The organism is Streptomyces sp. NPDC021749, assembly GCF_040640655.1.
Taxonomy (GTDB): domain Bacteria; phylum Actinomycetota; class Actinomycetes; order Streptomycetales; family Streptomycetaceae; genus Streptomyces.
This window is the reverse complement of record NZ_JBFACE010000011.1, coordinates 122,494-140,457: the sequence shown is the minus strand read 5'-3', so window position 1 is coordinate 140,457 and position 17,964 is coordinate 122,494. Positions and strand designations below refer to the sequence as shown.

Here is a 17,964-nt window from a genome sequence, read left to right as displayed (position 1 = left end):
GGCCCCAACGGCCTTACAGGCCCATGGACTTGGCGATGATGGACTTCATGACCTCGCTGGTGCCGCCGTAGATGCGGTTGACGCGGTTGTCGGCGTAGAGGCGGGCGATGGGGTACTCGTTCATGAAGCCGTAGCCGCCGTGCAGCTGGAGGCAGCGGTCGATGACGCGGTGCGCGACCTCGGTGCAGAAGAGCTTGGCGGAGGCGGCCTCGGCGGCGGTCAGCTCGCCGGCGTCCAGGGCTTCCAGGGCGCGGTCGGCGACGGCCTCGGCGGCGTCCACCTCGGCCTGGCAGGCGGCCAGTTCGAACTTGGTGTTCTGGAAGGACGCGACGGTCTTGCCGAAGACGGTGCGCTCCTGGACGTACTGCTGGGCGAACCGGACGGCCGCCTTGGCCTGCGCGTACGCGCCGAAGGCGATGCCCCAGCGCTCGGAGGGCAGGTTCTGGCCGAGGTAGTAGAAGCCCTTGTTCTCCTCGCCGAGCAGGTCCTCGACGGGGACCTTGACGTCGACGAAGGCCAGCTCGGCGGTGTCGGAGGTGCGCAGGCCGAGCTTGTCGAGCTTGCGGCCGATGGAGTAGCCCTCGGACGTGGTGTCGACGGCGAAGAGGGAGATGCCGTGGCGGCGGTCCTCGGCGGTGGGCGCGGCGGTCCGGGCGCAGACGATGACGCGGTCGGCGTGCACGCCGCCGGTGATGAAGGTCTTGGAGCCGTTGAGGACGTAGTGCGTGCCGTCGTCGGACAGCTTGGCGGTGGTCTTCATGCCGGCGAGGTCGGAGCCGGTGCCCGGCTCGGTCATCGCCAGCGCCCACATCTCCTCGCCGGTGACGAACTTCGGCAGGTAGCGCTTCTTCTGCTCGTCGGTGGCCAGCATCTGGATGTACGGCAGGCCGAGGAGGACGTGCACGCCGGAGCCGCCGAAGGTGACGCCGGCGCGGGCGGTCTCCTCGTACATCACGGCCTCGAACTTGTGCGAGTCGATGCCGGCGCCGCCGTACTCCTCGGGGACGCGGATACCGAAGACGCCCAGGTCGGCGAGCTTGTAGTAGAACTCGCGGGGGACCTGGCCGGCCGCGAACCACTCGTCGTGGACCGGTACCACCTCGGCCTCGATGAAGGCGCGTATGGTCTCGCGGAACGCCTCGTGGTCCTCGTTGAACACCGTACGGCGCATTGCTACGTCGCCTCCTCCAGGTCGCCGGTCACGCGCATGTCTAAGCGCTTGGTCAGCGAAAGCTACCGGCCGGTCACCTGGACTGTCCAGAGGTCAACGACAACCTGTGGGGCAGCGCACTAAGCGCCCGCGGCCACCGGTCCCCCCGCGGCCGGCGCCCCCGCCGCCTCCTCCGCCACCGCCCCGAAAGCACCCAGCGCCAGCCGGTGCAGCAGCTCCGCCATCTCCGTGCGGCCCGGGAGGGAGCCGGGGCGGCCCAGGTGGGGGGTGGAGTTCAGCAGGCCGAAGACGGCGTGCACGGCGGCCCGGGCCTGGGACTCCGACGGGCCCGGGTGGACCTGGCGGACGACCTCCACCCACAGCTCGACGTACTGCCGCTGGAGCTGGCGCACCCGCTTGCGGTCGGCCTCGCGCAGCCGGTCCAGCTCGCGGTCGTGCACGGTGATCAGCGGGCGGTCGTCCAGGGCGAAGTCGATGTGGCCGTCGATCAGCGCGTGCAGCACCGCCTCGGGGTCCTCGCCGCCCTCCGCGACCCGCATCCGGCCGCCCGCCAGCAGCCGCTCGCTGATCCCCACCAGCAGCTCGGCGAGCATCGCGTCCTTGCCGGCGAAGTGGCGGTAGAGCCCGGGGCCGGAGATGCCGACGGCGGCCCCTATCTCGTCCACGCCGACGCCGTGGAACCCGCGCTCGGCGAAGAGCCGGGCGGCCTCTTTCAGGATCTGCTCGCGGCGGCTGGTCGGGGCGGGGGCCTGCGCATTACTCATGCCGTCGATTGTAGACAGCCGGGTTAGTGGTCGTTAACCTGAAGGAAACGACGTTAACGCCCATTAACCCGGATGCCCGGCGGCCGCGCACCGCGGCGGGCGGGCGGACGACCGAGCAAGGGGGCTCGTAGTGATGGAGCAGGCACCGGTGCTGGGAGGCGACGGGGCGTCCCTCGGCCGGGGTTCGAGGGACGATCCGGCCTCCGACTCCTGGCGGACCAACGAGGCCGCGCACCGCGAGCTCGCCGCCGAGCTGCGCGAACGGCTCGCCGCGGCCCGCCTCGGCGGCGGCGAGAAGGCCCGGGCGCGGCACACCGCCCGCGGCAAGCTGCTGCCCCGCGACCGGGTCGACGCCCTGCTGGATGCCGGCTCGCCGTTCCTGGAGCTGGCGCCGCTGGCCGCCGAGGGGATGTACGACGGGTCCGCACCGGCCGCCGGGGTGATCGCCGGCATCGGGCGGGTCAGCGGACGCGAATGCGTGATCGTCGCCAACGACGCCACCGTCAAGGGCGGCACGTACTACCCGATGACGGTCAAGAAGCACCTGCGCGCCCAGGAGGTGGCCCTCGACAACCACCTGCCGTGCGTCTACCTGGTCGACTCCGGCGGCGCCTTCCTGCCGATGCAGGACGAGGTGTTCCCCGACCGCGAGCACTTCGGGCGGATCTTCTACAACCAGGCGCGGATGTCCGGCGCCGGGATCCCGCAGATCGCCGCCGTCCTCGGCTCGTGCACGGCGGGCGGCGCGTACGTCCCGGCCATGAGCGACGAGGCCGTCATCGTCCGCAACCAGGGCACGATCTTCCTCGGCGGGCCGCCGCTGGTGAAGGCCGCCACCGGCGAGGTCGTCACCGCCGAGGAGCTGGGCGGCGGCGAGGTGCACTCCCGCACCTCCGGCGTCACCGACCACCTCGCCGAGGACGACGCCCACGCGCTGCGCATCGTCCGCACCATCGTCTCGACGCTCGGCGAACGGCCCCCGCTGCCCTGGACGGTGCGGCCCGTCGAGGAGCCCGCCCTCGACCCGGCCGGGCTGTACGGCGTGGTGCCGGTGGACTCCCGGACGCCCTACGACGTGCGCGAGGTGATCGCACGGATCGTGGACGGCTCGCGCTTCGCCGAGTTCAAGGCCGAGTACGGCACGACGCTGGTCACCGGCTTCGCCCACCTGCACGGCCACCCGGTCGGCATCGTCGCCAACAACGGCATCCTGTTCTCCGAATCCGCCCAGAAGGGCGCCCACTTCATCGAGCTGTGCGACCAGCGCGGCATCCCCCTGCTGTTCCTCCAGAACATCTCCGGCTTCATGGTCGGCCGGGACTACGAGGCGGGCGGCATCGCCAAACACGGCGCGAAGATGGTCACGGCCGTGGCCTGCACCCGGGTCCCCAAGCTCACCGTCGTCATCGGCGGCTCGTACGGCGCCGGCAACTACTCCATGTGCGGCCGGGCCTACTCCCCCCGCTTCCTGTGGATGTGGCCCAACGCCAAGATCTCCGTGATGGGCGGCGAGCAGGCCGCCTCGGTCCTCGCCACCGTCAAGCGCGACCAGATGGAGGCCCGCGGCGAGGAGTGGAGCGCCGAGGAGGAGGACGCCTTCAAGGCCCCGGTCCGCGCCCAGTACGAGACCCAGGGCAACGCCTACTACGCCACCGCCCGGCTGTGGGACGACGGCGTCATCGACCCGCTCGAAACCCGCCAGGTCCTCGGCCTCGCCCTGACCGCCTGTGCCAACGCCCCCTTGGGCGAGCCGCAGTTCGGCGTCTTCCGGATGTGAGAGGAATGCCCACGACCATGTTCGACAGCGTCCTGATCGCCAACCGCGGCGAGATCGCGGTCCGCGTCATCCGCACGCTCCGTACGCTCGGCATCCGCTCCATCGCCGTCTTCAGCGACGCGGACGCCGGGGCCCGCCACGTCCGCGAGGCCGACACGGCCGTACGGATCGGCCCGGCCCCGGCCACCGAGAGCTATCTGTCCGTCCCACGACTGCTGGACGCCGCCGCGCGCACCGGCGCCCAGGCCGTCCACCCCGGCTACGGCTTCCTCGCCGAGAACGCCGCCTTCGCCCGGGCCTGCGCCGAGGCGGGCCTGGTCTTCATCGGCCCGCCCGCCGACGCCATCGAGCTGATGGGCGACAAGATCCGGGCCAAGGAGACGGTCCGCACGGCCGGCGTCCCGGTCGTCCCCGGCTCCTCCGGAAGCGGCCTGGACGACGCCCAACTGGCCGCCGCGGCCCGCGAGATCGGCGTGCCGGTGCTGCTCAAGCCGTCCGCGGGCGGCGGCGGCAAGGGCATGCGGCTGGTGCGCGCCGAGGCGCTGCTGGCCGAGGAGATCGCCGCCGCCCGCCGCGAGGCCCGCTCGTCCTTCGGCGACGACACCCTCCTCGTCGAGCGCTGGATCGACCGGCCCCGGCACATCGAGATCCAGGTGCTGGCGGACGGCCACGGCACCGTCCTCCACCTCGGCGAGCGCGAGTGCTCCCTGCAGCGGCGCCACCAGAAGATCATCGAGGAGGCCCCGTCGGTCCTGCTGGACGAGGCGACCCGGGCCGCGATGGGCGAGGCGGCCGTGCAGGCGGCCCGCTCCTGCGGCTACCGCGGCGCCGGCACCGTCGAGTTCATCGTCCCGGGCAAGGACCCCTCCGCCTACTACTTCATGGAGATGAACACCCGCCTCCAGGTGGAGCACCCGGTCACCGAGCTCGTCACCGGCCTGGACCTGGTGGAGTGGCAGCTGCGGATCGCGGCCGGCGAGCACCTCCCGTACGCCCAGGACGACATCACGCTCACCGGGCACGCGGTCGAGGCCCGGCTCTGCGCCGAGGACCCGTCCCGCGACTTCCTGCCGACCGGCGGCACGGTGCTCTCGCTGCACGAGGAGCAGGGGGGCGGGGTCCGTACCGACTCCGGCCTCACCGAGGGCGGCGAGGTCGGCAGCCGGTACGACCCGATGCTCGCCAAGGTCATCGCGCACGGCCCGGACCGGGCGAGCGCGCTGCGCCGGCTGCGGGCCGCGCTGGCCGACACCGTCACCCTCGGCGTGACGACCAACGCCGGTTTCCTGCGGCGGCTGCTGGCCCACCCCGACGTGGTCTCCGGCGAGCTGGACACCGGACTGGTGGAGCGGGACGCGGCCGGCCTGGTCGAGACGGGCGTCCCGGACGAGGTCTACGCGGCGGCCGCGGCGGTGCGGCAGGCCGCCCTGGCGCCGGCGGTGGACGAGGCCGGCTGGCGCGACCCGTTCGCCGCGCCGAGCGGTTTCCGGCTCGGCGGCGAGCCCGCGCCGGTACGCCACTGGCTGCGGGTGCCGGGCCACGACCCGGTGGTCCGCGAGGTCCGGCCCGGCGGCCCGGAGGACACCGCCGAGGTCACACCAGACCGCGTCCGGATCACGCTCGACGGGGTCGTGCACACCTTCCACCGCAGCGGCGACTGGCTCGGCAGGGACGGCGACGCCTGGCAGGTGGCCGACCACGACCCGGTGGCGGCCGCGCTGCGCGGCGCCGCCGGGGCGCACGGCGCGGACACCCTGGCCGCCCCGATGCCGGGCACCGTCACGGTCGTCAAGGTCGCGGTCGGCGACGAGGTCACCGCGGGCCAGGGACTGCTGGTGGTGGAGGCGATGAAGATGGAACACGTGATCTCCGCCCCGCATGCCGGGACGGTGACCGAACTCGACGTGACGGTCGGCTCGACGGTCGCCATGGACCAGGTGCTGGCCGTGATCGCGCCCGTGGACGGCGCGGACGGCACCGACGCCGCGGACGGGGAGGTGGCGTCATGACCGTCACCGGACTGCCGATGCAGATCGCCGCGGAGGGGCTGCCCGCCCGGGTGCGCATCCATGAGGTCGGCGCACGCGACGGCCTGCAGAACGAACAGGCCGTCGTGCCCACGGAGGTCAAGGCCGAGTTCGTCCACCGGCTCGTCGACGCGGGACTGCCGGTGGTGGAGGCGACCAGCTTCGTGCATCCGAAGTGGGTGCCCCAACTCGCCGACGCCGAGCGGCTGTTCCCGCTGCTGGGCGACCTCGACCCGCAGCGGCTGCCCGTCCTGGTGCCCAACGACCGCGGGCTGGACCGGGCGCTGGCACTGGGCGCCCGCCGGATCGCGGTGTTCGCCAGCGCCACCGAGTCGTTCGCCAAGGCCAACCTCAACCGCACGGTCGACGAGGCGCTGGCGATGTTCGCCCCGGTCGTCGCCCGCGCCGAGGAGGCCGGGGTGCACGTCCGCGGCTATCTGTCGATGTGCTTCGGCGACCCCTGGGAGGGCCCGGTGCCGGTCGCGCAGACGGTCCGGGTGTGCCGGGCGCTGCTCGACATGGGCTGCGACGAGCTGAGCCTGGGCGACACCATCGGCGTGGCCACCCCGGGCCACGTCCAGCACCTTCTCGCCGCCCTGAACGAGGCGGGCGTGCCCACCTCGAAGCTGGGCGTGCACTTCCACGACACCTACGGGCAGGCCCTCGCCAACACCCTCGCCGCGCTGCAGCTTGGCGTCACCACCGTCGACGCGTCGGCGGGCGGCCTCGGCGGCTGCCCGTACGCCAAGAGCGCCACCGGCAACCTCGCCACCGAGGACCTCGTGTGGATGCTGCACGGCCTCGGCATCGAGACCGGCGTCGATCTCGACCGGCTCACCGCCACGAGCGTGTGGATGGCCGGTGTCCTGGGCCGCCCGAGCCCCTCGCGCACCCTGCGTGCCCTCTCCCACAAGGAGTGACCATGACCCTGGACCACCGTCTGCCCGAAGAGCTGGAGGAACTCCGGCGCACGGTCGAGGCGTTCGCGCATGACGTCGTCGCCCCGAAGATCGGCGAGTACTACGAGCAGCATGCGTTCCCGTACGAGATCGTGCAGGAGATGGGCCGGATGGGCCTGTTCGGCCTGCCGTTCCCCGAGGAGTACGGCGGGATGGGCGGCGACTACCTCGCCCTCGGCATCGCCCTGGAGGAGCTGGCCCGGGTCGACTCCTCGGTGGCGATCACCCTGGAGGCCGGCGTCTCGCTGGGCGCCATGCCCCTGTACCGCTTCGGCACGGAGGAGCAGAAGCGCGAGTGGCTGCCCAAGCTGTGCAGCGGGGAGATGCTCGGCGCGTTCGGCCTGACCGAGCCGGACGGCGGCTCGGACGCCGGCGCGACCCGCACGACCGCGGTGCGGGACGGCGACGACTGGGTGATCAACGGCAGCAAATGCTTCATCACCAACTCCGGTACGGACATCACCGGGCTGGTGACGGTCACCGCGGTCACCGGCCGCAAGGCCGACGGCTCCCCGGAGATCTCCTCGATCATCGTGCCGTCCGGCACCCCCGGTTTCACGGTCGCCGCCCCGTACTCCAAGGTCGGCTGGAGCGCCTCGGACACCCGCGAGCTGTCGTTCGCGGACGTCCGGGTGCCGGCCGGCAACCTCCTCGGCGAGGAGGGCCGCGGCTACGCCCAGTTCCTGCGGATCCTCGACGAGGGCCGGATCGCCATCGCGGCGCTGGCCACCGGCCTGGCGCAGGGCTGTGTGGACGAGTCGGTGACGTACGCGAAGGAACGTCACGCCTTCGGGAAGCCGATCGGCGCCAACCAGGCGATCCAGTTCAAGCTCGCCGACATGGAGATGCGGGCGCACACCGCCCGGCTGGCGTGGCGCGACGCCGCCTCCCGGCTGGTGCACGGCGAGCCGTTCAAGAAGGAGGCGGCGCTGGCGAAGCTGTACTCCTCCGAGATCGCGGTGGACAACGCCCGCGAGGCCACCCAGATCCACGGCGGCTACGGCTTCATGAACGAGTACCCGGTGGCCCGGATGTGGCGGGACGCCAAGATCCTGGAGATCGGCGAGGGCACCAGCGAGGTCCAGCGGATGCTGATCGCGCGGGAGTTGGGGTTCTAGTCCCGTAAGGGGCGGTCGAACAGATCCCGTAGGGGGTGCGAGCGCCCCCTGTGGGGCCACAACGTGGTGGGGGCCGGGGGAATTCCGGGAGCCACCACGTTGTGGCGCGCAGCATCCCGCCGCCGGCAGCGTTACGCCGTCGCGCGCACCGTTCGCACCCTCGCGCGCGGCATTACGCCGCCGGCACCCCTACCCCGTTGCGGCACGCGCACCCGTTGACGCCGTCGCGCGCGCGGTCACGCCCCCGGCCACGGGACCTCCGGTGAGCGGTAGTAGTGGATGCCCAGGGCGTCCCAGCGGGGGCCCTGGGCGGCCAGCCGCTCGCGGTACGAGGCCCAGTCGTGGGTGTCCGCGGGGGACCAGCCGAGCTCGGCGATGCCGGGCAGCCGCGGGAAGGCCATGTACTCGATGTGCGCGGAGGTGGAGAGGGTCTCGGACCACAGCGGCGCCTCGACGCCCCGGATCGCGTCGCCGGGCGCGCCCTGGAGGTAGCTGCCCGGGTCCCAGTCGTACGCCCGGCGGACGCCCACGTAGCCGGCCCAGTTCAGGCCGAGCGGGGTGTCCTTGTCGTACTTCATGTCGAGGTAGGCGCGGTCGGCGGGCGAGAGGATCAGCCCGGTGCCGTTCCGGGCGGCGTCGGTGACCTGCTGCCGCTCGGCCGCGCCGGTGGCGTCGTAGCCCCAGTACTGGGCGAGGGCGCCCTCCGCCGGGTGCGCGCCGGTCAGCTGGTGCCAGCCGATCACGGTCTTGCCGTACTTGGCGACCACCGGCTGCACCTTGTCCATGAAGGTGACGTAGTCCGCGTGGCTGGTGGAGTGCGCCTCGTCGCCGCCGATGTGAAGGTACCGGCCCGGGGTGAGCCGGGCGAGCTCGCGGACGACGTCGTCGACGAAGTCGTAGGTGACCTTCTTGGGGACGCACAGCGAGCTGAAGCCGACGTGGGTGCCGGTGTAGAGGGGTGGTGCGACGCCGTTGCAGTTGAGGTCGGCGTACGAGGCCAGGGCGGCGTTGGTGTGGCCCGGCATGTCGATCTCGGGGACGACGGCCAGATAGCGGTCGGCGGCGTAGCGGAGGATCTCGCGGTAGTCGTCCTGGCTGTAGTAGCCGCCCCTGCCGCCGCCGACCTGGGTGGAGCCGCCGTAGGTCGCCAGCCGCGGCCAGGAGCGGATGGCGATCCGCCATCCCTGGTCGTCGGAGAGGTGCAGATGCAGTTTGTTGATCTTGTACATCGCCAGCTGGTCGATGTAGCGCTTGACCTGGGCGACGGTGAAGAAGTGCCGGGACACGTCGAGCATCGCGCCGCGGTATCCGTAGCGCGGGGTGTCGGTGACGGTGCCGCCGGCGATCCTCCAGGGCCCGGCCTGCTCGCGGTGTGCGCCGGCGGCCGCGGGCAGCAGCTGGCGGAGCGTCTGGACGGCGTGGAAGAGGCCGGCGGGCCGGTGGGCGCCGATCGTCACCCCGCGGCCGTCCACGCGCAGCCGGTAGCCCTCCGCGCCCAGCTCCGCGGTGCCCCGGCCGCCGAGCCGCAGCACGATGCCGTCACCGCCCTTGGTAGTGACCGGCAGGGCGTAGCCGGTGGAGGGGCGCAGCAGGCCCGCCAGATAGCCGGCGATCCGCCGCGCGTCCCCCGAGCCGCCGGGCACCCGGATGCGGGTGGCGGCGCCGATCGTGTACGGGGTGCCGCCCTCGTGCACCGAGGCCGGGGCGGGTACGACCCGGTCGAGGGGGACGGTGGGGGCGGCGGCCCGTGCGGCGGTGGGCGGTGCGGCGGCGGTTCCCAGCGCCGCGGCCACGGTCAGCAGCAGCGAGCCCAGCAGTCTGCGTCGTCTCATCGACGGTCCCTTCGGCGAGCGTCGGGCATGTCATGGCATGGAGCGACCGAGCGGTGACCATGCGTACCGCGAGCCTGGAACGGGGTCAAGGTGTAGACCACTTTCGCGCACCCAAACCGGCGACCTGCCCGATATCGGGCAGAATTCTTGCGATTCCCGGCGGGGCCCCGCAGTATCTACGGGTGCTCGAACGCCGTCACCGCGCAGAAGCGCCACACGAAGACCTGGTGGACCACCTGGTGCGCAGCACACCGCTGCAGCGCGGTGAGGCCGCCCGGGTGGTGCTGGACGTGCTGGCGTACTTCGACGAGACGACGGAGGAGTTCGTCCGCCGGCGCCATCGGGAGCTGCAGTCCCAGGGACTGCGCAACGAGGAGATCTTCGAACGGATCCGCCACGAGATGCCGCACCGCGCCGTGGCCCCGCCCGATCTCTCCGCCCGCCAGCTGCGCCGCCTCGTCTACGGCTGACGGTCCACCGGACCGGTCCACGGCCGGCGCCCGGCCGGCGCCGGGCACACCACAACCGACACACGTCTTTCTCGGAGGGTCACTGTATGTGCGGGATCGTCGGATATATCGGCAAACGTGATGTTGCTCCCCTGCTCCTGGAGGGCCTGGCCCGCCTGGAGTACCGCGGCTACGACTCGGCCGGCATCGCGCTCCACGCGAGCGGCACCGGCAAGTCCGCGGGCCTGAAGACCGCCAAGGCCAAGGGCCGGGTCCGGGAACTGGAGGCCCGGCTGCCGAAGCGGTTCGCCGGCACCACCGGCATCGCGCACACCCGCTGGGCCACCCACGGCGCGCCCACCGACGACAACGCGCACCCGCACCTGGACACCGAGGGCAAGGTCGCCGTCGTCCACAACGGCATCATCGACAACGCCGCCGAGCTGCGCGCCCGGCTGGCCGCCGACGGCGTCGACTTCGCCTCCGAGACCGACACCGAGGTCCTCGCGCACCTCATCGGCCGCTCCACCGCCGAGACGCTGGAGGAGAAGGTCCGCGAGGCGCTGCGGCACATCGAGGGCACCTACGGCATCGCCGTGCTGCACTCCGACTTCACCGACCGGATCGTGGTCGCCCGCAACGGCTCCCCGGTCGTGCTCGGCATCGGCGAGCACGAGATGTTCGTCTCGTCCGACGTCGCCGCGCTGGTCTCGCACACCCGCCAGGTCGTCACCCTCGACGACGGCGAGATGGCCACCCTCAAGGCCGACGACTACCGCACGTACACCACCGAGGGCTCGCGCACCAACAGCGCCCCGGAGACGGTCGAGTACGCGGCCGAGTCGTACGACCTGGGCGGCCACGACACCTACATGCACAAGGAGATCTCCGAGCAGGCGGACGCGGTGGACCGCGCGCTGCGCGGCCGGATCGACGACCGGTTCTCCACCGTGCACCTCGGCGGCCTCAACCTCGACGCCCGCGAGGCCCGCACCATCCGCCGGGTGAAGATCCTCGGCTGCGGCACCTCGTACCACGCCGGCCAGATCGGCGCGCAGATGATCGAGGAGCTGGCCCGCATCCCCTCGGACGCCGAGCCGGCCTCCGAGTTCCGCTACCGCGCCCCCGTCGTGGACCCCGACACCCTGTACGTCGCGGTCTCCCAGTCCGGTGAGACCTACGACGTGCTGGCCGCCGTCCAGGAGCTCAAGCGCAAGGGCGCCCGGGTCCTGGGCCTGGTGAACGTGGTCGGCTCGGCGATCGCCCGGGAGACCGACGGCGGCATCTACGTGCACGCCGGCCCGGAGGTCTGCGTGGTCTCCACCAAGTGCTTCACCAACATGGTGGTCTCCTTCGCGCTGCTCGCCCTGCACCTCGGCCGGATCCGCGACCTGTCCGTCGCGGACGGCAAGCGGATCATCGAGGGCCTGCGCAAGCTGCCCGGCCAGATCGACGAGATCCTCAAGGGCGAGGACGAGATCAAGAAGCTGGCGGCGCGCTACGCGGACGCCAAGTCGATGATGTTCATCGGCCGGGTCCGCGGCTACCCGGTGGCCCGTGAGGCGTCCCTGAAGCTCAAGGAGGTCTCCTACATCCACGCCGAGGCGTACCCGGCCTCCGAGCTCAAGCACGGCCCGCTGGCGCTCATCGAGCCCGCCATGCCGACCGTCGCGATCGTCCCGGACGACGACCTGCTGGAGAAGAACCGCGCCGCCCTGGAGGAGATCAAGGCCCGCAGCGGACGCATCCTGGCCGTCGCGCACCAGGACCAGGAGAAGGCCGACGACACCATCATCGTCCCGAAGAACGAGCCCGAGCTGGACCCGATCCTGATGGGCATCCCGCTCCAACTGCTCGCCTACCACACGGCGTTGGCCCTCGGCCGGGACATCGACAAGCCCCGCAACCTCGCGAAGTCGGTCACCGTCGAGTAATCCTCGCCCGTCCCACCGAAGCGACAATTGAACAACCCCCGCGGCGGGCAAGCGCCTCCGCGGGAGCGGCGCCGACTGAGGCGCGAAGAGCGACCGCGTCGCGCGCGTGCCACCTACGCGCGCGACGCTGCCGCCTCCCCTGTGCCGGCGTCGCCCAGAACGCCGACGGGATGCCACCGCCTGGGAACCGTCACTTCCCGTCCGGTAGCACGCAGTTGCCGTGCGCGCGGCCGCCGGGCCCGTGACGCGGCGCGCCCACGTGACCGTTTTCTACCCATCATTGGCGCACAATCCACCTCTTTCGCTTCGCAAGAGATGAGGAGGGCGCCGGCACAACCCGTTCATGACGCCTCCTCAACTGTGCGTGGGAGGCGAAGAGAAGAAGCGGTCCGTCAGGGAATCACGATGACCGGGCGCTGTGCCCGGCGGGCCAGCCGGCCCGCGACCGAGCCGAAGATCCGGCCGACGATGCCGTGCGTCGAGCCGACCACGATCGCGTCGGCCTCGTACTCCCGGCCGACCTCCTCCAGCTCGTGGCAGATGTCCCCGCCGCGCTCGACCAGGATCCAGGGCACCTCGGAGAGGTGGTCCGCGCAGGCCAGCTCCAGCCCGAGCACCTCGGTGCGGTGATCCGGTACGTCGACGAAGACCGGGGGCTCGCAGCCCGCCCAGACCGTCGTCGGCAGGCGGTTGGCGACGTGGACGATGATCAGTCCGGCGCCGTGGCGCCGCGCGATACCGATTGCATACGCCAACGCCCGTTCGCTCGACATGGAGCCGTCGAAGCCGACCACGACGCCGTGCCGGAATGCCGGATCGCAGGAGTGGCGCGTCTTTTCCGCCGCTTCCAGGTCCGCCATCGGATCGGCGACCTGCTTGCGGTCCGCGGGTTCGGGGATTTCGTGACCGGCCATTGGTGTCTCGGCGAGGACGTCCTCTTGCGGAGGGGCGAACGGGGAACGGCGATTGACTTGATCCGGCAGTTGACTGAGCTGGCTCGATCGAGGACCGGGAGCCATAGTTCAAAGAGGAACGATACGACTGGGAATCATCTTCCCAACCCGATACCCCAAGAGTACGGCGCCACTCCCCCGCTGCCCAGAGCCCGCCGCGGGCGCCAGGCACCCGGACGAGGTGGACCCGGGGGGCCTCGAACGTTCCCCGGAGCATGCCGGAGCACGGCGCGGATGGCAATGCCCCGTCCTGCCCCCGTACGTACCCCTCGCGGTGACCCAAGATCGTCGGCGGCGTTGTAGTAGCAGCCCGCCCGAGGGGAGCCCGAGGTGCCGTTGCCGCCCGACAGATCACCCGACCCAGTGAGCGATGTCGTGCGCTGGGGCGCGTTCAGCTGCGCCCTGGTCCCCTTGGTGCTGATCATCAGCGGCGCCTCCTGGGCCGGCGCGGCCGGCACCGCCGCCGGTCTCGCCGCGGTGACCTGTGCCTGCCGCGCGCTGTTGCGGCGGTCCGAACGGACCGCGACCGGTCTGCGCAGGCGTGCCGCCGGGCGGCAACGGGACAGAAGCGGACGTTCCGGGGCGCGGGCGCGCAGGGGCGGGCGGCACGGCGAACGGCGTACGCCGGAGGGTTGAGGCGTCTGCAAGTCCGCGCGCGACCGTTTTCAGCCAACTTCCGGTCGGCACCCCCGCCTTGCCCCCGACACCCCCCAACCCCGGTGTGAGCAGGGAGGAAAGGACCGCTGGGCATGGTTGTGTCCTACTGCGAACGGGCAGAGCCGAGACGCGTACTTCCCATGCAGGGCCGACGAGTGGAACGCTTCGTGATCGAATGCTTCGCGCCAAGTTGCCATATCGACATACCAGCGGGTGGTGAACTTGGCACTCCATCCTCACGGAACACAGTAGATTCGATCTTGGTAGTGACGGCGGGGGAACTGTGCAGGACCGAGAGGGCGAGACGACCGAGGGGGGCTTAAGTGCCATGAGCCAGGACTCCGCTGCCGTACCAGATGCCGCACGCAAGCTCGCCGCCCGACGGCGCCGCGAAATAGTCGCGGTGCTTCTCTTCAGCGGCGGCCCTATTTTCGAGAGCTCCATTCCGCTCTCGGTCTTCGGCATCGACCGACAGGACGCCGGCGTTCCGAGGTACCGGCTACTTGTGTGCGCGGGCGAAGATGCACCTTTGCGCACGACCGGGGGGCTGGAGCTGTCCGCCCCCTACGGGCTGGAGGCGATCTCCCGTGCCGGGACGGTCGTCGTACCGGCCTGGCGTTCCATCACCCAGGCCCCGCCGCCCGCCGCGCTCGACGCGCTGCGCCGGGCGCACGAAGAGGGGGCCAGGATCGTCGGGCTGTGCACGGGGGCGTTCGTCCTCGCCGCGGCCGGACTGCTCGACGGCCGCCCGGCCACGACCCACTGGATGTACGCGCCGACGCTCGCCAAGCGTTATCCGTCCGTCCACGTCGACCCACGGGAGCTGTTCGTCGACGACGGCGACGTGCTGACGTCCGCGGGCACCGCCGCCGGCATCGACCTGTGTCTGCACATCGTGCGCACCGACCACGGCGCGGACGCCGCGAACGCGCTGGCCCGCCGGCTGGTGGTGCCGCCCCGCCGCACCGCCTCCGATCTCGGCCACCAGCGCTACCTGGACAGGTCATTACCGGAGGAGATCGGCGCCGACCCGCTCGCCGAGGTCGTCGCCTGGGCGCTGGAGCACCTCCACGAGCAGTTCGACGTGGAGACGCTCGCCGCGCGTGCGTACATGAGCCGACGCACCTTCGACCGGCGGTTCCGTTCCCTCACCGGGAGCGCGCCGCTGCAGTGGCTGATCACCCAGCGGGTGCTGCAGGCCCAGCGGCTGCTGGAGACCTCCGACTATTCGGTGGACGAGGTCGCCGGCCGCTGCGGGTTCCGGTCGCCGGTCGCGCTGCGCGGCCACTTCCGGCGCCAGCTGGGGGCCTCGCCGGCCGCCTACCGCGCCGCCTACCGTGCGCGCAGGCCGCAGAACGGTGCGCATGAGCCCGCGCTCAGACCCGAGCGGGCCGAGCGCGCCGAGCGGCCGGAGCGCGAGCGGGCTGCGCTGGGGGCGGGTGCGGGATTCTCCGCGGCCGCACTGGCCGGTCACGGCCTGCCGGAGGCGGCCGAGGCGGCCAAACCGCCGTCGGACGCGTACGCCGCCCGGCTGCCGGAGGCCGCGGTCGGCCGGACTGCCGGGCGCCCCGTGCTCCCCGGACAGCGCGAGCGCCCCGTAGGGTGAGATGTATGAACGATCGCATGGTGTGGATCGACTGCGAGATGACCGGTCTCTCGCTGGCGAACGACGCGCTCATCGAGGTGGCCGCCCTGGTCACCGACTCCGAGCTGAATGTGCTGGGCGACGGGGTGGATGTGGTGATCCGCCCCCCGGCCGAGGCGCTGCGCACCATGCCGGAGGTGGTGCGCCAGATGCACACCGCGTCCGGGTTGCTGGCGGAGCTGGACGGCGGAACGACGCTGGAGGCGGCCGAGGAGCAGGTGCTGGCGTATATCAAGCAGCACGTGCCGGAGCCGGGGAAGGCGCCGCTGTGCGGCAATTCCGTCGGCACCGACCGTGGCTTCCTGCTGCGCGACATGCCGGCGCTGGAGAGCCATCTCCATTACCGGATCGTCGACGTGTCGTCCGTGAAGGAGCTGGCCCGGCGCTGGTTCCCGCGGGCCTACTTCAACAGTCCGGACAAGAACGGCAACCACCGGGCGCTGGCGGACATCCGTGAGTCCATCGCGGAACTGCGCTACTACCGGGAGGCGGTCTTCGTCCCGCAGCCCGGCCCCGACTCGGACACCGCGAAGGCCATCGCCGCCAAGCACGTCCTGCCGGCCGAGCCGGCGCCGGAGTCCGCGCCGCCTGCCGCACCCCAGGCCGCGCCGTCGTCGTGACCCGCCCCGGGCCGTCTTCCGGGTCGTCGCCGCAGCTGCGGTGACCCGGAAGACACGCCCACGCTCCCCCGGCGGGAAACCTGGGCGCGAGCACCCCCGAAGACCCTGTACACTTTTTCTCAGCCGGTGGGGAAAAAGAACCACACAGCACCGGTCATGGTGGGTATAGCTCAGCTGGTAGAGCACCTGGTTGTGGTCCAGGATGTCGCGGGTTCAAGTCCCGTTACTCACCCCACTGAAAGGCCCCCGACCTCTGGTCGGGGGCCTTCGTGTTGCCGGGGGCCGAGGCGGCGGCCGCTCAGTAGCCGACGGTGAAGCGCTCGCCGACGTGCCGGGGCCGCTCGATCTCGTCGACGAGGGCGACCGCGTAGTCCTCGGCGGAGATCCGGCTGGTGCCCTCCGCATCGGTGATCAGGTCGTCGGTGGCGGTGCGGTAGGTGCCGGTGCGCTCGCCGGGGGCGATGGTGGCGGCCGGGCTGAGGTTGGTCCAGCGGACGTCGGAGACCGAGCGGTAGAGGTCCAGCGCGTCGCCGTGCGCGTGCATGATCTGGAGCAGGAACTCCGGCAGGCCCTCGGCGTCCCAGACCTGCTTGCCGTCGGGCGTGCGGAGCGAGCCGGCGCCGCCGACCGCGATCAGCCGGGGCGCCGCCGCGCCGAGGGTGCGCAGCCCGGCGACGAGGGATGCGGCGGCGGGCTTGATGGTGGCGAGGTGGCCCGGGCCGTCGCCGCCGCCGACCGCGCTGACCACGACGTCCTTGCCCTCGGCGACCGCGGCGACGGAGGCCGGGTCGAGGACGTCCCCGGTGGTCACGGTCAGGGCCGGGTGGCTCGTGGTGAGCTTCGCCGGATCGCGGACGACCGCGGTGACCTGGTGACCGCGCCGCAGCGCCTCGTCGAGGATGCGGCTGCCGATCGTGCCGGTGGCGCCGTAGAGAGCGATCGTGGACATGGTGGATCTCCCAGCTGTGCGGTGGGACCGGGGTGCGCCGGTCGTACGGGGCGTGGTGGGTCCGACGTGCGGCCGGACTGCCTCTTTCCGTCAGCGGTCTGGCTGACGTCTTCTACGCTAGGGCCATCAGCCGGGGTTTCCGGGGTAGCGGAGGGACCGGAGATGGTCAGAAAACGACAGGGGGGCGGGGAGCCGGTTCCGGAGATCCGGGAGGTGGCGTTCTCCGCGCCGGCCGGACGGCCGTCGGGCGTGGAGGTGCTGACCCTCGCCGAGCTGCGGGAGCGGGCGGACGCCTGTCAGCTGTCCACCCCCCACCGGCCCGGCTTCCACCACCTGCTGCTGCTCGACCGCGGCCGGCTGGTGCACAGCGTCGACTTCCGCGAGCACGTGCTGGCCCCGGGCGATCTGCTGTGGTCGCGCCCCGGGCAGGTGCAGCACTTCGGCGATCTCACGGGCGCGGAGGGGCGGCTGGTGCTCTTCGAGGCGGGCTTCCTGGATCCGGCGACCGCGGCCGCGGCCCGGATCGAGGACTGGTACGGGCCGCCCGTACGGCATCCGCGGGGGGCGGCGGCGGGCCGGGTGGCGGAGGCGATGGACCAGCTGCACCAGGAGTTCGGGGCGCTGGGCGGGCTGCCGCTGGAGGTCCATCGGGAGGTGCTGCGGCATCTGCTGGCCGTACTGGTGCTGCGGGCCGCGCACCCGGACGGGGCGGCCGGGGACGGTGCGGGGAGCTGCCCGGCGGGCGAGACGTATCTGCGGTTCCGGGACGCGGTGGAGCGGGGGTTCACCCGCAGCCGGCGGGTCGCCGACTACGCCCGTGCGCTGGGGTACGCGCCGCGCACCCTGTCCCGGGCCACCGAGGCCACCGCCGGGGTCGGGGCGAAGGAGTTCATCGACCGGCGGGTGGTGCTGGAGGCCAAGCGGCTGCTGGCGCACGGCGACCAGTCCGCGGCCCGGATCGCCGGCCGGCTGGGCTTCGCCGACGCCACGAACTTCAGCAAGTTCTTCCAGCGCCGGACGGGCCGTACCCCGATCGCCTTCCGGGACGCGGTACGGGGCGGGGCGCAGCGGGTGGGGGGAGGCCCGCTGCGCCCCGCCTGAGGGGTGTC

15 protein-coding genes and 1 tRNA gene are annotated in these 17,964 nt (G+C 72.2%); 11 read left to right on the top strand and 5 right to left on the bottom strand.

The window, feature by feature from the left end; genetic code table 11:
• Positions 1 to 13: 13 nt before the first annotated feature.
• Both AB0G35_RS13940 and AB0G35_RS13935 read right to left on the bottom strand, forming a co-directional pair.
• A complete protein-coding gene (locus AB0G35_RS13940; protein ID WP_360948141.1) occupies positions 14 to 1,171 on the bottom strand; it encodes an acyl-CoA dehydrogenase family protein in 1,158 nt (385 codons plus the stop codon).
• 119 nt (positions 1,172 to 1,290) lie between these two features.
• Positions 1,291 to 1,935 (bottom strand): TetR/AcrR family transcriptional regulator, encoded by a 645-nt coding sequence (locus tag AB0G35_RS13935; RefSeq protein WP_360948139.1) that lies wholly within the window; start codon positions 1,933 to 1,935, stop codon positions 1,291 to 1,293.
• Positions 1,936 to 2,068: 133 nt separating this feature from the next.
• Here AB0G35_RS13935 and AB0G35_RS13930 point away from each other — a divergent pair, with 133 nt between their 5' ends.
• The 4 genes from AB0G35_RS13930 to AB0G35_RS13915 are packed head-to-tail and all read left to right on the top strand — an operon-like array spanning position 2,069 to position 7,816.
• Positions 2,069 to 3,712: a carboxyl transferase domain-containing protein gene (locus AB0G35_RS13930; RefSeq protein WP_360948137.1), complete on the top strand. Its 1,644-nt coding sequence runs from the start codon at positions 2,069 to 2,071 to the stop codon at positions 3,710 to 3,712.
• Between the two features lie 5 nt (positions 3,713 to 3,717).
• On the top strand, positions 3,718 to 5,721 hold the full coding sequence (locus AB0G35_RS13925; RefSeq protein ID WP_360948135.1) for a biotin carboxylase N-terminal domain-containing protein: 2,004 nt from the start codon (positions 3,718 to 3,720) through the stop codon (positions 5,719 to 5,721).
• Entirely contained in the window at positions 5,718 to 6,659 is a 942-nt protein-coding gene (locus AB0G35_RS13920; protein ID WP_360948133.1) for a hydroxymethylglutaryl-CoA lyase, read from the top strand. Before AB0G35_RS13925 ends, AB0G35_RS13920 begins: the two co-directional genes overlap by 4 nt.
• A gap of 2 nt (positions 6,660 to 6,661) precedes the next feature.
• Positions 6,662 to 7,816 carry an acyl-CoA dehydrogenase family protein gene (locus AB0G35_RS13915; RefSeq protein ID WP_360948131.1) on the top strand — a complete coding sequence of 385 codons (1,155 nt, stop codon included), beginning with the start codon at positions 6,662 to 6,664 and terminating at the stop codon, positions 7,814 to 7,816.
• A 236-nt stretch (positions 7,817 to 8,052) separates the two neighbouring features.
• Here AB0G35_RS13915 and AB0G35_RS13910 read toward each other — a convergent pair whose 3' ends face one another.
• Positions 8,053 to 9,648: a beta-N-acetylhexosaminidase gene (locus AB0G35_RS13910; protein WP_360948129.1), complete on the bottom strand. Its 1,596-nt coding sequence runs from the start codon at positions 9,646 to 9,648 to the stop codon at positions 8,053 to 8,055.
• Positions 9,649 to 9,830: 182 nt separating this feature from the next.
• Between AB0G35_RS13910 and AB0G35_RS13905 the strand changes: the two genes are divergently transcribed.
• Entirely contained in the window at positions 9,831 to 10,118 is a 288-nt protein-coding gene (locus tag AB0G35_RS13905) for a hypothetical protein (RefSeq protein WP_026170258.1), read from the top strand.
• A gap of 86 nt (positions 10,119 to 10,204) precedes the next feature.
• Positions 10,205 to 12,031, top strand: a complete 1,827-nt coding sequence (gene glmS / locus AB0G35_RS13900; RefSeq protein WP_360948127.1) for a glutamine--fructose-6-phosphate transaminase (isomerizing) — start codon at positions 10,205 to 10,207, stop codon at positions 12,029 to 12,031.
• A 392-nt stretch (positions 12,032 to 12,423) separates the two neighbouring features.
• On the opposite strand, the gene AB0G35_RS13895 is transcribed toward glmS, so the two are convergent.
• A complete protein-coding gene (locus AB0G35_RS13895; protein ID WP_261951304.1) occupies positions 12,424 to 12,945 on the bottom strand; it encodes a universal stress protein in 522 nt (173 codons plus the stop codon).
• A 402-nt stretch (positions 12,946 to 13,347) separates the two neighbouring features.
• On the opposite strand from AB0G35_RS13895, the gene AB0G35_RS13890 reads away from it, so the two are divergent.
• The 4 genes from AB0G35_RS13890 to AB0G35_RS13875 all read left to right on the top strand — a co-directional run bounded on the left by AB0G35_RS13890 (position 13,348) and on the right by AB0G35_RS13875 (position 16,141).
• Entirely contained in the window at positions 13,348 to 13,620 is a 273-nt protein-coding gene (locus tag AB0G35_RS13890) for a hypothetical protein (protein WP_360948125.1), read from the top strand.
• Between the two features lie 349 nt (positions 13,621 to 13,969).
• Positions 13,970 to 15,247: a helix-turn-helix domain-containing protein gene (locus AB0G35_RS13885; RefSeq protein ID WP_360948123.1), complete on the top strand. Its 1,278-nt coding sequence runs from the start codon at positions 13,970 to 13,972 to the stop codon at positions 15,245 to 15,247.
• Between the two features lie 5 nt (positions 15,248 to 15,252).
• Positions 15,253 to 15,906, top strand: coding sequence for an oligoribonuclease (orn, locus tag AB0G35_RS13880; protein ID WP_360948121.1), 654 nt, complete (start codon positions 15,253 to 15,255; stop codon positions 15,904 to 15,906).
• 159 nt (positions 15,907 to 16,065) lie between these two features.
• Positions 16,066 to 16,141: transfer RNA gene (locus AB0G35_RS13875), tRNA-His, on the top strand.
• Positions 16,142 to 16,204: 63 nt separating this feature from the next.
• Here the strand turns inward: AB0G35_RS13875 and AB0G35_RS13870 are convergent.
• The gene (locus AB0G35_RS13870; protein WP_360948119.1) at positions 16,205 to 16,855 is read right to left on the bottom strand and encodes an NAD(P)H-binding protein; all 651 of its coding nucleotides are present in this window, start codon (positions 16,853 to 16,855) and stop codon (positions 16,205 to 16,207) included.
• A 162-nt stretch (positions 16,856 to 17,017) separates the two neighbouring features.
• On the opposite strand from AB0G35_RS13870, the gene AB0G35_RS13865 reads away from it, so the two are divergent.
• Entirely contained in the window at positions 17,018 to 17,956 is a 939-nt protein-coding gene (locus AB0G35_RS13865) for an AraC family transcriptional regulator (protein WP_360948117.1), read from the top strand.
• Positions 17,957 to 17,964 lie beyond the last annotated feature (8 nt).